This is a genomic window from Enterobacter sp. ECC-175, assembly GCF_043968675.1.
Lineage (GTDB): Bacteria > Pseudomonadota > Gammaproteobacteria > Enterobacterales > Enterobacteriaceae > Enterobacter.
In genome coordinates this window covers 226,819-240,706 of sequence record NZ_CP143776.1, presented here as the reverse complement: position 1 = coordinate 240,706, position 13,888 = coordinate 226,819, and the positions used below count along the sequence as shown (strand labels likewise).

The window sequence follows — 13,888 nt, the reverse complement described above, 5'->3', positions numbered from 1 at the left end:
CTCCCCAAAGGGTCGAGGGGGAAAAGACCGCACCGTGCAGTCCCTCTCCCCAAAGGGGCGAGGGGGGAAAGACCGCACCGTGCAGTCCCTCTCCCCAAAGGGGCGAGGGGGGAAAGACCGCACCGTGCAGTCCCTCTCCCCAAAGGGGCGAGGGGGGAAAGACCGCACCGTGCAGTCCCTCTCCCCAAAGGGTCGAGGGGGAAAAGACCGCACCGTGCAGTTCCCTCTCCCTTTTAGGGAGAGGGTTAGGGTGAGGGTTTAGCGTTTTTTACCCATCGCCGCCGCCAGCGCATCCATCATCGCGCTGTTGCCCGCAGGCTGTGCGTCGCGTCCGCGTGGTTTTGCCGCTTTGGCTGCCGGACGCTGCTGCTCGCGCGCACCGCCGCCGCTGCCGCGACGGGCGTTGGTTTCGCCAGGCTGCTCGTCCAGACGCATGGTCAGGGCGATACGCTTGCGCTGCAGATCCACTTCCAGCACTTTCACCTTCACGATGTCGCCCGCTTTGACCACGGTGTGCGGGTCTTCAACGAACTTGTCGGCCAGGGAAGAGATATGCACCAGGCCATCCTGATGCACGCCGATATCCACAAACGCGCCGAAGTTAGTGACGTTAGTCACCGCGCCCTCCAGCACCATGCCGGGCAGGAGGTCGTTCATCGTCTCAACGCCGTCGGCGAAGGTGGCGGTTTTAAACTCAGGGCGCGGATCGCGGCCCGGTTTTTCCAGCTCTTTAATGATGTCAGAAACCGTTGGCACGCCGAATTTCTCGTCGGTGAAATCGACCGCCTTCAGGTTGCGCAGCGCGCTGCTGTCGCCCATCAGGTCCTTCAGCGCCTGCTGGGTGGCGGCCAGAATGCGCTCCACGACCGGATAGGCTTCCGGGTGAACGGTAGACGCATCCAGCGGGTTATCGCCGTGGTTGATGCGCAGGAAGCCCGCGCACTGCTCAAAGGCTTTTGGCCCCAGACGGCTCACCTTCAGCAGCTGCTGGCGGTTCTGGAACTGGCCGTTCTCATCGCGCCAGGCGACGATGTTCTGCGCCATCATGCGGGTCAGGCCCGCCACGCGGGTCAGCAGCGGAACCGACGCAGTGTTCAGGTCAACGCCCACGGCGTTTACGCAGTCTTCCACCACCGCGTCCAGCTTGCGCGCCAGCTGCGTCTGGCTCACGTCGTGCTGATACTGGCCCACGCCGATGGATTTCGGGTCAATCTTCACCAGCTCCGCCAGCGGATCCTGCAGGCGGCGGGCGATGGAGACCGCGCCGCGCAATGAAACGTCCAGGTCCGGGAACTCCTGCGCCGCCAGTTCGGACGCGGAATAGACCGACGCGCCCGCTTCGCTGACGATCACCTTCTGCGCCGTCACTTTCGGGAACTGCTTCTGTACGTCGAGATAGAAACGCTCGGTTTCGCGGGACGCCGTGCCGTTGCCGATCGCCACCAGCTCGACGTTGTATTTTTCGCACAGGGCCGCAACCACCGTTGCCGCTTTCGCGGCCTGGCCGGTATGCGGATAAATGGTGTCGGTCGCCACCAGCTTGCCGGTGCCGTCAACCACCGCCACCTTCACGCCGGTACGCAGGCCCGGATCGAGACCCATCGTTGCGCGCAGGCCGGCAGGGGCTGCCATCAGCAGGTCGTGCAGGTTGCGGGCAAAGACGTTGATCGCTTCATCTTCGGCGCGCTCGCGCACGGTGCCCATCAGCTCGGTTTCGAGGTGCATCAGCACCTTAATGCGCCAGGTCCAGCTCACCACGCCTTTGCGCCAGCTGTCCGCCGGGGCGTTGTTCAGGCGCAGGCCGAGGTGGTCGATAATAATCTGCTCGCAGTGGCTCTCTTTCGGCGGCTCGTCAAACTGCGGGTCGGCGTTGAGGGAGAGCTGAAGCACGCCTTCGTTGCGCCCGCGGAACATCGCCAGCGCGCGGTGGGAAGGGGTAGTTGAAATCGGTTCGTGGTGGTCGAAGTAGTCGCGGAACTTCGCGCCTTCGTCCTCTTTACCTGCGACCACGGTGGAGACGATGTGGGCGTTCTTCCAGAGGTAATCACGCACTTTAGCGAGCAGGGCGGCGTCTTCAGCGAAGCGCTCCATCAGGATATAGCGCGCGCCGTCGAGCGCGGCCTTGGTGTCCGCAACGCCTTTGTCGGCGTCGATGTATTTCGCCGCTTCGGTTTCAGGATCGTGGGACGGCTCGTTCCACAGGAGATCGGCCAGCGGCTCAAGGCCCGCTTCAATCGCAATTTGTCCGCGCGTGCGGCGCTTCGGCTTGTACGGCAGATAGAGATCTTCGAGTTCGGTTTTGCTCAAGGTGCCGTTGATGGCCTTTTCCAGATCGGCGGTCAGCTTGCCCTGTTCGCCGATGGATTTGAGGATCGCCTGACGTCGGTCTTCCAGCTCGCGCAGGTAGCCCAGGCGGGTTTCCAGGTTACGCAGCTGCGTGTCATCCAGACCGCCGGTGACTTCCTTACGATAGCGTGCAATAAACGGCACGGTGTTCCCTTCATCAAGCAGGCGAACGGCAGCTTCTACCTGTTCGGCTCTGGCCTGAAGTTCACCCGCAATAATGCGGCAGAGCGAATCTTTCATCATGGCTTTATCATCTGTTGGGTCAAAAATCAGGGGATAGTTATACGGGCTGGCACGGCAAAATGCCAGCCACGGAGGGTGCTCTCAGACTATTTTACGTACTCGATTTCGTTCACGTACCAGCTGGCTTCACCGCCAGGCGTCTGTACGACCGCCAAATCGCCCACTTCCTTTTTAAGCAGGGCGCGGGCCATCGGCGAGTCGATAGAGATGTAATCCTTACGACCAAAAATTTCATCATAGCCAACGATGCGAAAGCGCTTGATGTCGCCGTCGTCGTTTTCAATTTCTACCCACGCGCCAAAGAACACCTTTCCCTCCTGCTGCGGGGAGTAATCGACGATTTTAAGGCGCTCAAGGCATTTCGTGAGATAGCGCACCCGCCGGTCGATCTCGCGCAGACGCTTTTTGTTGTACTGATAGTCGGCGTTTTCGCTGCGATCGCCCAGGCTTGCCGCCCAGGTCACTTTTTTGGTGACTTCAGGGCGCTCTTCGCGCCACAGGAAATCCATCTCTTTTTTGAGCTTTTCGTACCCTTCGCGGGTGATAAGGGGCGTTTTCATACGTTGCCTTAATACTCATGACCGTCTGTGCGCACAATACGTACCACATCGCTATACAGACAGGATTAATAATGATTTATGTGATGAAATGTGCAGATAAGCTGCTGTTAAATATGCTTTGTAACAATTTCGACTAGAATTTATACCAGAATTAGCTGGTCGAACACGTGCACTTTTTTAGAATACGCTGTTATAAGACTATCCGAACCTTTGGGAGTACACACAATGCAAGAGAACTACAAAATTCTGGTCGTAGATGACGACATGCGCCTGCGTGCGCTCCTTGAACGTTATCTGACCGAGCAGGGCTTCCAGGTTCGTAGCGTCGCAAACGCCGAGCAGATGGACCGCCTGCTGACCCGTGAATCGTTCCATCTGATGGTGCTCGACCTGATGCTGCCGGGCGAAGATGGTCTCTCTATCTGCCGCCGCCTGCGCAGCCAAAGCAACCCAATGCCGATCATCATGGTCACGGCGAAGGGGGAAGAGGTTGACCGTATCGTGGGCCTCGAAATCGGCGCGGATGATTACATTCCTAAACCGTTTAACCCGCGCGAGCTGCTGGCGCGTATTCGTGCCGTGCTGCGCCGTCAGGCGAACGAGCTGCCGGGCGCGCCGTCGCAGGAAGAAGCGGTTATCGCCTTCGGGAAGTTCAAGCTGAACCTCGGCACGCGCGAAATGTTCCGCGAAGATGAGCCAATGCCGCTTACCAGCGGTGAGTTTGCCGTCCTGAAAGCGCTGGTCAGCCATCCGCGCGAGCCGCTCTCCCGCGACAAGCTGATGAACCTGGCGCGCGGTCGCGAATACTCCGCGATGGAGCGCTCCATCGATGTGCAAATTTCCCGCCTGCGCCGCATGGTGGAAGAAGACCCGGCGCATCCTCGCTATATCCAGACCGTTTGGGGCCTGGGCTATGTATTCGTACCGGACGGTTCTAAAGCATGAGGCGAATGCGCTTCTCGCCGCGAAGCTCATTTGCCCGAACCTTACTGTTGATCGTCACCCTGCTGTTCGTCAGCCTGGTGACGACCTATCTGGTGGTGCTGAACTTTGCAATCCTGCCGAGCCTCCAGCAGTTTAATAAAGTCCTCGCGTACGAAGTGCGTATGCTGATGACCGACAAACTGCAGCTGGAGGACGGCACGCAGCTCGTCGTTCCGCCTGCATTCCGCCGCGAAATCTACCGCGAGCTGGGCATTTCGCTCTACTCGAACGAAGCGGCGGAGGACGCGGGCCTGCGCTGGGCGCAGCACTACGAATTTCTCAGCCAGCAGATGGCGCAGCAGCTCGGTGGCCCAACGGAAGTGCGCGTTGAGGTCAACAAAAGCTCGCCGGTCGTCTGGCTGAAAACCTGGCTGTCGCCCAACATCTGGGTGCGCGTCCCGCTGACGGAAATCCATCAGGGCGACTTCTCGCCGCTGTTCCGCTATACCCTGGCCATTATGCTGCTGGCGATAGGGGGCGCGTGGCTGTTTATCCGCATCCAGAACCGACCGCTGGTCGACCTGGAGCACGCCGCGCTGCAGGTCGGTAAAGGGATTATTCCTCCGCCGCTGCGCGAGTACGGTGCATCTGAAGTGCGTTCGGTGACGCGCGCCTTCAACCATATGGCGGCAGGCGTGAAGCAGCTGGCGGATGACCGTACGCTACTGATGGCGGGCGTGAGCCACGATCTTCGCACGCCGCTGACGCGCATTCGCCTAGCGACGGAAATGATGGGCGAGCAGGATGGCTATCTCGCGGAGTCTATCAACAAGGACATCGAAGAGTGTAACGCCATCATCGAACAGTTCATCGACTACCTGCGCACCGGGCAGGAGATGCCGATGGAGATGGCCGACCTGAACTCGGTGCTCGGCGAAGTGGTGGCGGCGGAGAGCGGCTACGAACGCGAAATTGATACCGACCTTCAGGCGGGCGAGATCCAGGTGCGTATGCATCCTCTCTCGATCAAGCGCGCGCTGGCGAACATGGTGGTCAACGCGGCGCGCTACGGCAACGGCTGGATCAAGGTCAGCAGCGGTTCAGAGCTCAACCGCGCCTGGTTCCAGGTGGAGGACGATGGCCCCGGCATTAAGCCCGAGCAGCGTAAGCATCTTTTCCAGCCGTTTGTGCGCGGCGACAGCGCGCGCAGCACCAGCGGCACCGGATTAGGCCTGGCGATTGTGCAGCGTATTGTTGATAACCATAACGGGCTGCTGGAGATTGGCACCAGCGAGCGTGGCGGGCTGTGCATTCGCGCGTGGTTGCCGGTGCCGGTCACGCGGGGGCAGGTGAAAGAGGGTTAATTTCCCCTCACCCCGGCCCTCTCCCCAAAGGGGCGAGGGTGAAAAGATTGCACCGTGCAGCCCTATATTCCTTAGGAGTGAGGTGGAAAGGCTCGCACCGCTCAGTTCCCTCTCCCCTTTGGGGAGAGGGTTAGGGTGAGGGGCTACAGCTTCGGTCCCGCGCTCACCAGCGCTTCACCTGCCGGAGTATCGGTATACTTCTCGAAGTTCTCAATAAACAGCTTAGCCAGCGATTCCGCTTTCTCACGCCACTGCTCCGGGGAGCCGTAGGTGTTGCGCGGATCCAGGATGCGCGTCTCCACGCCCGGCAGTTCGGTTGGGATCGCCAGATCGAACATCGGTAGGGTGAAGGTTTCGGCGTTATCCAGTGAACCATCCAGAATGGCGTCAATGATGGCGCGCGTATCCTTGATAGAAATACGTTTGCCCGTACCGTTCCAGCCGGTGTTGACCAGGTATGCCTGCGCGCCGGAAGCCTGCATGCGCTTCACCAGCACTTCAGCGTACTGCGTTGGGTGCAGCGACAGGAACGCCGCGCCGAAGCAGGCGGAGAAGGTTGGAGTTGGCTCCGTTACCCCGCGCTCGGTGCCCGCCAGCTTCGCCGTAAACCCGGAAAGGAAGTGGTACTGCGTCTGGCTGGCCGTCAGGCGAGAAACCGGCGGCAGCACGCCGAACGCGTCTGCAGTCAGGAAAATCACCTTCGTGGCGTGGCCCGCTTTCGAGACTGGCTTCACGATGTTATCGATATGGTAAATCGGGTAAGAGACGCGGGTGTTTTCGGTTTTCGAGGCGTCGTCGAAGTCGATGGAGCCGTCGGCGCGCACGGTGACATTCTCCAGCAGCGCATCGCGGCGGATGGCGTGGAAGATATCCGGCTCGGCCTCTTCAGACAGGCGAATGGTCTTCGCGTAGCAGCCGCCTTCAAAGTTAAATACGCCGTCGTCGTCCCAGCCGTGCTCGTCATCGCCGATCAGGCGGCGTTTTGGATCGGTGGAGAGGGTGGTTTTACCGGTGCCGGACAGGCCGAAGAATACCGCCACGTCGCCTTTTTCACCGACGTTCGCCGAGCAGTGCATGGAGGCGATACCGCGCAGCGGCAGCAGGTAGTTCATCACCGAGAACATCCCTTTCTTCATTTCGCCGCCGTACCAGGTCCCGCCGATCAGCTGGATGCGCTCGGTGAGGTTAAAGGCGATAAAGTTTTCGGAGTTTAGACCCTGCTCTTTCCACTGCGGGTTCGTGCATTTCGCGCCGTTCATGACGATGAAATCCGGGGTGAAATCCTGGAGCTCTTCGTCGGTTGGGCGAATAAACATGTTCTTCACGAAATGCGCCTGCCAGGCCACTTCGGTAATAAAGCGAACGGAAAGGCGGGTGTCGGCGTTAGCGCCGCAGAATGCATCGACAATAAACAGGCGTTTGCCGGAGAGTTGGTGAGTGACGAGACCTTTCAGGTGCTGCCAGGTTTCAGGGGAAAGCGGCTTGTTATCGTTTTTACCTTTGCCTTTATCGGCCCACCACAGCGTATCGCGGGTGGTGTCGTCTCGGACGATGTATTTATCCTTAGGCGAACGGCCGGTAAAGATACCGGTGTCAACGGCGATAGCCCCCAGGTTCGTCAACACGCCACGCTCGTAGCCTTCCAGCGCTGGGTTAAGCTCTTCCTGATACAGCGTATCGTAGTCGGGGTTGTAGACGACTTCCTGGACGTCGTGAATACCATAAGCCTTGAGATCTTGCGGGGTTAAACCAGTAACACGCATATCACTGCTCCTTAGCCAATATGTACTGTCTGAAATTGTAGGGTTTTTCTGTGGTTGTTAACCGCGACGGGGCTCATAGATTTACGTATCTGGACAAAACCCTTGCTAACGGAAAACGCTGCGACTCCAGTCACAGGGCGGGCAGATTATCGCAGGAATCGCTTTTTGGTTGGGGAAAATGTTCTTAAAAGGTTAAGGGGTGGTGAATTTATCCGTGGGAATGTGAATGTAATCGCATACATGTTGGAAAGTTACGTAAGGATTACACTGTTAAAAACGATTCACGTCTCCTGCCGTTAATCTTTCAGACTATGCTCTGGGGACCGGGCGACCGCATCGGTGAGACAATACGCTTTTCGCAATTAAGGGATGAGAGATGGAAAACAGTGAAGTGTTATCGCCAGCCGCGCGCGTCGCCGTGGTGCTGGCGGGCGCGGCGCAGGGGTTAATTTGCTACCTGATTAGCTGGTATATCGACTACGCGAGCCTGCCGTACGATACGCTGTGGCTGGTGTGCGTCGTGCCTGCTAGCGTGGTGATGACGGCCACGCTCTCGCTTTCCATAACCACATTTCGCAAACCGTTGCTGTGGCTGGCGCTGGGCGCGATCGGTGCCGCCGTGGCGGGAATGGGCGTCTGGCTGAAATGGCGCGTTTCGGGTCTGGATAAATGGGACGTCCGGGACGCGGTGCTGCTGTTCGGCTTCCATCTGATGCTGATGACGCTGTTCATGTTGCCCTGGCTGCAAAGGCGGCTTGCTGCCGCGTCGGCAGCGTCATTTTACAGCGATTTTTACGCCAGGAACTGGCATAACGCGCTGACGCTAATGGTGATTTTTGTCTCCAATGGCCTGTTCTGGCTGGTGCTTTTCCTGTGGGCCGAGCTGTTCAAGCTGATTGGTATTCCCTTTTTCGAGCGGCTGTTCTTCGATACCGGCTGGTTTATTGCCGTTTCGCTTGGCGTGGTTTCCGCGAGCGCGGCGGTGCTTGCGCGTGTTCAGGGGCGGCTCATCGTCGCCTTACAAAACCTGCTCACGCTGATTGCCACCGGGCTGCTGCCCCTGATGGCGGCGCTGGCCTTGCTCTTCATTGCCGCGCTGCCGTTTGTCGGCTTCGACACCATTTCAGCGCGGATATCCGCGGCTGGCCTGTTAACCACGCTGGCGCTTCTGCTGCTCTTTCTGGTGACCATCGTCTGGCATCCGCAGCGCCGCGCGTTGCCCTATTACGCACCGCTGCGCGGCCTAATCCAGCTGGCCGTCATGATTGCGCCGGTGTATCCCCTGCTTGCCGGATGGGCGCTATGGCTGCGCATTTCGCAGTACGGCTGGTCGCCCGAGCGGCTCTACGGCGTGCTGATAACGACGGTGGCGCTGGTATGGGCGGCGGGCTTTTGCGCCAGCGTAATATTCACCCGGCGTGAACCGCAGAAGCTTCAAGGGGGCATTGTTCCCGCGACAGGGCTGCTCTCGCTGGTCTTTCTGATATTGATCCATACTCCCGTGCTCGATCCGTGGCGCATCAGCGTCAACAGCCATATGGCGCGCTATCATGAAGGACGCATTACGGCGGATCAGGTGAGCCTGTATATGCTCAGCAGCAGCGGGCGCAAGGGGCGAGAGGCGATGAAAACGTTGCAAAACGATCCGCAGTTCACCGCCAGCCCTAAACGCCTGCGCGAGCTTAACGGGCTGCTTACCGGAAACGCCGGAAATAGCGCGACGGCCGCGACGCTGGAGAATGACATTCAGATTGCTCCAGGAACGCCGCGCCCTGATGACGCGCTGTGGCAGGCCATGCTCAAGGAGCAGTATCGGTTTGATACCTGCAGCATTGAGCAGAAAAACTGCCTGCTCATGGCGATGGATCTCAACGGTGACGGCAGGCCGGAAGCGGTGGTGTACCAGTTCAGCGCCCACACCATTACGGCCTTTACGCAAACCAACACGGGCTGGAGAATTGCCGGAGATGCCTGGAAAATGCCTGAAAGCCTGACCCGAGATGAATTTGACCGCGCGCTGAAGCAGGGGAAAGTGAAACCGGTCGTGAAGCCGTGGGCAGATATCGAGATTTTTGGGGAGCGAGTGGGGATGAGCTACGACAGCTACAGCAACGCGCAGTGGCGCTAGCCGTTTTTAAGCCGGGTGGCGCTAACGCTTACCCGGCCTACAAGCTCCGTAGGCCCGCGCAGGCATAGCGCCGCCGGGCAACGGGCTCAGCGCTTAGTGAACCTGCGGATCCGCCGGAGAGGCGTTATTGCGGATCTCTGCGATGTCCATCGAATTGAACACGTAGTGCGTGCCGCAATAGTCGCAGTGCATGTCGATTTCACCGTCTTCCGCCATGATGCTGTCGATCTCTTCGTCCGGCAGCGTTTTCAGGGCACCGGCGCAGCGCTCGCGGGAGCAGGTGCACTTGAACTCAACGTCCTGCGGATCGTAAACCGTCACTTCTTCTTCGTGATACAGACGCCACAGCACGTCGGTGGCCGACAGGGTGAACAGCTCTTCCGCTTTGATGGTTTCCGTCAGCGTCGCCAGGTGCTCGAAGTCGTTGGTCTGCGCGTCCTGGGCTGGCAGAACCTGCAGCAGCATGCCGCCCGCAGCGGGCTGGCCGTCCACTTCACCGGTGCGGATGAACAGGCGGGTTGGCAGCTGTTCAGAGCGCATGAAGTAATCTTCCAGGCAGGCCGCCAGGGTATCGCCTTCCAGGCCGACAACGCCCTGATAGCGCTCGCCTTCTTCCGGCGAAATGGTGATGACCAGATAGCCGTTACCAACCAGGGTTTTCAGGTCCGCATTTTCAGGCACCTCGCCCTGAACGCGAGCGACGCCGCGCATCTGCTGCTGGTTGTTACCATTAATCACCGCCAGCGTCATCGGGCCATCGCCCTGAAGCTGCACGGTAATATCCCCGGCAAACTTCAGCGTGGCGGTCAGCAGGCTGGTGGCAACCAGCAGTTCGCCCAACAGGTTTTTGACCGGCAGCGGGTAATTGTGGTTTTCCAAAATCTGTTTCCAGGTTTCTGAAACGGTGACCAGCTCGCCGCGAACGGCAAATTGTTCAAACAGATAGCGGTGTAATTGGTCGTGTTGGGCCATAATAGTCTCTCGTGCAGGTGAGGGTTACTCGGTCTCACCGTGTTTAAATTTCATCAGATCGCGGCGCTCTTTCTTATCCGGTCGCCGGTCCGGGTGTGGCATCGTCAGCGCGTTCATTTTGCGCGCCAGCGCGGTTTTCTCGCGCTTTTCAATGCTTTCTGCCGTCTCTTCATAAAGCAAAACGGCTTCGGTTGCGGGGCGACGCTGCTCGGTGATGGCTTTCACCACCACCGTTTTTTCATCGTTACCCTGGCGAAGCGTCAGGGTGGCATTCAGTTCAACCAGCTTGCTCGGTTTGCTGCGCTGGCCGTTATAATGCACTTTCCCGCCGTCAACCATCTCGCGGGCGAGGGCGCGCGTTTTATAAAAACGGGCGGCCCACAGCCATTTATCCAGTCTTACCCCATCTGCGGGTTTTTCCTTCATGGCGTCTCCTTCACGGTGAGTGAGGGGATCATCCGGCGATAGTCGTTCAGCCCCGGATGACGCGAATAGCTTTTTTCAGCCAGGCCAGAATCAGGATTGGTCACGCCTAAGCAATAGCGAATACCAAACTGGGCTGCGGAATCCAGAATCGGCTCGCTGTCATCAATAAACAGCGTGCGCTCCGGCTGCAGGCCGGTCTCTTCCGCCACCGCGTGCCACAATCGCTGATCTTCTTTCGGATAACCAAATGTGTGGGTGGAAAGTAATAAATCAAGGTGTGAAGCAAGTCCGGTATGTTCCAGCTTCACCGCCAGGTTATGCGGATGCGCGTTAGTAAGCAGAATACGGCGCTTGCCGCTGGCTTTGAGCGCATCCAGGAACGGAACCGTATCTTCACGCAGCGTGGCGCGCGGCCCCTGGGCGGTGGTCATGGCACAAATATCGAGGCCGAGCTTCTCGCTCCAGTAGTCGAGACAGTACCAGTTTAGCGTATGCTGCACCGCGCTATATTGCGAACGAATGAATTTCTGCGCTTCTGCCGGGGAGATGCCCTGCCGTTCGCCATAGGTTTCTGGCACCAGTTTTTGCCAGAAATAGTTATCGAAGGCGAGATCGAGCAGCGTGCCGTCCATATCCAGCAGGACGGTATCGACCTCCTGCCAGGCGATATCAAAATGCATAGGGAAACTCTCCAGCCAGATGAAACGTGCGCGACAGGGTAGCATAACTTGTCGCGCCGTGACGTTATCCGATCAGGCTTTCCGGAGAGGAGATCAGTTTAGGATTGAGGCAATTTTCGTAGTACTGCTGGATCTCCGCCAGGCGAGTGCGGGAGCGCTGGTAGCGGCGTAGTGCCGCATAGCCGTTCCAGCAAATACACGCCAGCATCGCTATCATCAGCAGCGATGTGCCGAAGTAGCGCCACAGGCCTGCGCTGTCCGGCATGCGGTGGAGATCGACATGGCGCGTACCGTTGGCATCTGTATAGATGCCTGTGACGATGCCTTCGGCGCTGAACGGCGTTTGCATCAGCATCTGCGCAAGGCGCTGGAACGCGGCCCACTGCTCTTGCGCAGGATAATCGTACAGCGAAACCTGGGGATAAGGCTGGTCGACCAGGTCGCTGCCTTCATCGCTAACAATCACAAACCCGCCCGGCGCCGGGCTGTTAAGCGCCTGGGCCGCACGGGTGGTTTCGCGCATCACAAACGGCGCGGTTGAGGTCGCCACCAGGTTATCCAGCGACTCGGCGCTGACCGGGCGCAGCAGCACGTTAACACCGTCAAGGCGGCCCGCTTCGGCGCGCTTCACCAGCGCTTCCCAGTCTTTGCTGTTGCCCAGGTTAACCAGCGCATTTTTCAGGCGTACGCACTCGTCCTGCGCAGAGCACAAATCCTGCGTTTTCAGGACGATTTCGGCAAAGTCATCCAGCAGCACCATGCCTGATTTCTGAATAGCGGAGCGCAGGGCAGGGCTGACGCGCGAGTCATCATCCGGTTTTGGATGGAGCTGGCGGCTGACCGTTTGGGTAAGCGCGTTGGCCTTATTGACCACGTCTGATTCCGGCAGCGGCAGCGGCGCGGCGTCGTTCCAGATGATTTGCGAGCAGTCGAACGGCGCAAACGGCGAGTTCTGACGCGTATTCCAGGCGCCTGGCGTGTGGATATTACACATGCCGGTACCCTTCAGGCGCAGCGTATCGCCCACCCTGACGCCGGCCTCGTTCAGCTGTTTGACGCTGGTGGCCTCCACCGTTTGCGCCCCCTTAATCCATGACAGGGTGAATTTAATCGGCATATCCAGCGGAACGAACAGCAGCAGCATTGCAAAGACCAGCGCCGCGCCGCCCGCAATCACCGTGCTGCGCAGCCAGTGCTGCAGCGGGAAGTTTTTAACCTCGTCGTGCAGAGAAAGGTAACGTCCCTGGCGCACGACGTGGCGGTCAAGGTAGATATCAATATCGGTTTTGTGCCCTAAATCCTGGGCAATCCACGGCTGCCAGTGGCGCGGATAAATAAGATCGATAATTCCGAGGGAGATATTGTTGATATGCTCCTGATCGTTCTCGCCAAACAGGCCCCAGCGCTTTGGCGTCCCGCGCAGGCAGTGAATTTCACGTAGTGAGGTCTTTGTCGGATGCGCAAACAGCCCCCACAGCCCGGCCGCCAGCAGCAGGACGCCGCCGCCAGCCAGCCAGGGGACAAAGACGTCCGGTGTTAGCAGGCAGAAGAAAAAGAGCAGGAATGACGCCACGATCAACGCCGCCTCGCGAATGCCGTCCGGACGGTTGAGGGAGTACTCTTCGCGCGTTTCCTGACGAATATTCAGCAGCTCTATCTGCTCCGTCTCTTCACCGCGAATAGAGGCTTGCGTTGCGCTGGCGCGCTCCAGGGCGAAGCGCGGGGCTTCCTGAAGGTACTCGCTCAGGGTGTGCCCATTCAGGGTGATGACCAGCGGCAGCGAGTCGGTATGGATCAGCTCAACGCTGTTTTCGTCGTTGATGTACTGCTCCCAGAACGGCGGGAGATGAACCTCGACGGAATCAAGATAGTAGCGCCATTTATTGGGATCGTCGGTGGTGATGCCGTAGCGGGTGATTGAGCGCGTCACGCACAGTACGGTGTCGCTTTGTGCGTTCAGATTAAGCGTAATAGGAGCGGTCGTGGCACCCGTTGGCCCAGGCGTAAGCTGAGAACGGTTGAGGGTTTCAAGATACTGTTCGACGGTGCTGCGCTCTTCAGACGAGAGCTTGCGCGTGGTTGCACCCGCAAAAGCGTTCAGGAAGGGCAGCCGAAATTGTCGATATACGCGGCGTCTGTATAACCAACCCGCAATTATTGCGCCAGCCAGCACAGCCGCGAGAAAAATCAAAATGGTGCTCATGCTTTCCCCATCTTACTTATCTTCTTACAGGTGTAGTCAGTCGCACCCTGAACATTGAATGAGAATCTGTGGTTGGCTATCGGCAAGTATGGAGTCGAACTTGAGCATTTTGAAGCGCATCCCAGTGATCGACGATGATAGCAAAGCGTTTACTGGCGCGATATCAGCAAATTCCTGGAAACTTTTCAACCTCTTGACATTTGTTTTGAATTGAGAACTGAATCTTGTTACGTTGCAAAAATGTAAATACAGAGCAATTGACATTGCTCAAACCGTGCG

At 58.5% G+C, this 13,888-nt stretch carries 10 protein-coding genes; 3 read left to right on the top strand and 7 right to left on the bottom strand.

Translation table 11 applies throughout. The features are described 5' to 3' along the window. Positions 1-258: 258 nt before the first annotated feature. Together V1599_RS01265 and greB are read right to left on the bottom strand one after the other, a co-directional pair. Positions 259-2,589, bottom strand: a complete 2,331-nt coding sequence (locus V1599_RS01265) for a Tex family protein (protein ID WP_112011785.1) — start codon at positions 2,587-2,589, stop codon at positions 259-261. An 86-nt stretch (positions 2,590-2,675) separates the two neighbouring features. Beyond that, entirely contained in the window at positions 2,676-3,149 is a 474-nt protein-coding gene (greB, locus tag V1599_RS01260; RefSeq protein WP_112011784.1) for a transcription elongation factor GreB, read from the bottom strand. A 225-nt stretch (positions 3,150-3,374) separates the two neighbouring features. On the opposite strand from greB, the gene ompR reads away from it, so the two are divergent. Beyond that, positions 3,375-4,094: a two-component system response regulator OmpR gene (gene ompR, locus V1599_RS01255; protein WP_001157751.1), complete on the top strand. Its 720-nt coding sequence runs from the start codon at positions 3,375-3,377 to the stop codon at positions 4,092-4,094. Further along, positions 4,091-5,437 (top strand): two-component system sensor histidine kinase EnvZ, encoded by a 1,347-nt coding sequence (envZ, locus tag V1599_RS01250; RefSeq protein ID WP_112011783.1) that lies wholly within the window; start codon positions 4,091-4,093, stop codon positions 5,435-5,437. Before ompR ends, envZ begins: the two co-directional genes overlap by 4 nt. Positions 5,438-5,580: 143 nt before the next feature. On the opposite strand, the gene pckA is transcribed toward envZ, so the two are convergent. Then, complete coding sequence (pckA, locus tag V1599_RS01245) at positions 5,581-7,200, bottom strand: phosphoenolpyruvate carboxykinase (ATP) (protein ID WP_112011782.1); 1,620 nt, start codon at positions 7,198-7,200, stop codon at positions 5,581-5,583. A 376-nt stretch (positions 7,201-7,576) separates the two neighbouring features. On the opposite strand from pckA, the gene V1599_RS01240 reads away from it, so the two are divergent. Beyond that, positions 7,577-9,328, top strand: coding sequence for a DUF4153 domain-containing protein (locus tag V1599_RS01240; protein WP_395300903.1), 1,752 nt, complete (start codon positions 7,577-7,579; stop codon positions 9,326-9,328). Between the two features lie 93 nt (positions 9,329-9,421). Here the strand turns inward: V1599_RS01240 and hslO are convergent, their stop codons facing one another. The 4 genes from hslO to V1599_RS01220 all read right to left on the bottom strand — a co-directional run bounded on the left by hslO (position 9,422) and on the right by V1599_RS01220 (position 13,609). Beyond that, positions 9,422-10,300, bottom strand: coding sequence for an Hsp33 family molecular chaperone HslO (gene hslO, locus V1599_RS01235; RefSeq protein WP_395300902.1), 879 nt, complete (start codon positions 10,298-10,300; stop codon positions 9,422-9,424). A gap of 24 nt (positions 10,301-10,324) precedes the next feature. Further along, the gene (gene hslR / locus V1599_RS01230) at positions 10,325-10,726 is read right to left on the bottom strand and encodes a ribosome-associated heat shock protein Hsp15 (RefSeq protein WP_112011779.1); all 402 of its coding nucleotides are present in this window, start codon (positions 10,724-10,726) and stop codon (positions 10,325-10,327) included. Beyond that, the gene (gene yrfG / locus V1599_RS01225) at positions 10,723-11,406 is read right to left on the bottom strand and encodes a GMP/IMP nucleotidase (RefSeq protein WP_112011778.1); all 684 of its coding nucleotides are present in this window, start codon (positions 11,404-11,406) and stop codon (positions 10,723-10,725) included. The genes hslR and yrfG overlap by 4 nt, the downstream gene beginning before the upstream one ends. Before the next feature lie 64 nt (positions 11,407-11,470). Further along, positions 11,471-13,609 (bottom strand): intracellular growth attenuator family protein, encoded by a 2,139-nt coding sequence (locus tag V1599_RS01220; protein WP_112011777.1) that lies wholly within the window; start codon positions 13,607-13,609, stop codon positions 11,471-11,473. Positions 13,610-13,888 lie beyond the last annotated feature (279 nt).

What these genes read in the sequence shown, in the direction of transcription:
- yrfG (WP_112011778.1), bottom strand. Translation starts at nt 11,406, where the DNA reads ATGCATTTTGATATCGCCTGGCAGGAGGTCGATACCGTCCTGCTGGAT.
- hslO (WP_395300902.1), bottom strand. Translation starts at nt 10,300, where the DNA reads ATGGCCCAACACGACCAATTACACCGCTATCTGTTTGAACAATTTGCC.
- envZ (WP_112011783.1), top strand. Translation starts at nt 4,091, where the DNA reads ATGAGGCGAATGCGCTTCTCGCCGCGAAGCTCATTTGCCCGAACCTTA.
- ompR (WP_001157751.1), top strand. Translation starts at nt 3,375, where the DNA reads ATGCAAGAGAACTACAAAATTCTGGTCGTAGATGACGACATGCGCCTG.
- V1599_RS01265 (WP_112011785.1), bottom strand. Translation starts at nt 2,589, where the DNA reads ATGATGAAAGATTCGCTCTGCCGCATTATTGCGGGTGAACTTCAGGCC.
- hslR (WP_112011779.1), bottom strand. Translation starts at nt 10,726, where the DNA reads ATGAAGGAAAAACCCGCAGATGGGGTAAGACTGGATAAATGGCTGTGG.
- greB (WP_112011784.1), bottom strand. Translation starts at nt 3,149, where the DNA reads ATGAAAACGCCCCTTATCACCCGCGAAGGGTACGAAAAGCTCAAAAAA.
- V1599_RS01220 (WP_112011777.1), bottom strand. Translation starts at nt 13,609, where the DNA reads ATGAGCACCATTTTGATTTTTCTCGCGGCTGTGCTGGCTGGCGCAATA.
- V1599_RS01240 (WP_395300903.1), top strand. Translation starts at nt 7,577, where the DNA reads ATGGAAAACAGTGAAGTGTTATCGCCAGCCGCGCGCGTCGCCGTGGTG.
- pckA (WP_112011782.1), bottom strand. Translation starts at nt 7,200, where the DNA reads ATGCGTGTTACTGGTTTAACCCCGCAAGATCTCAAGGCTTATGGTATT.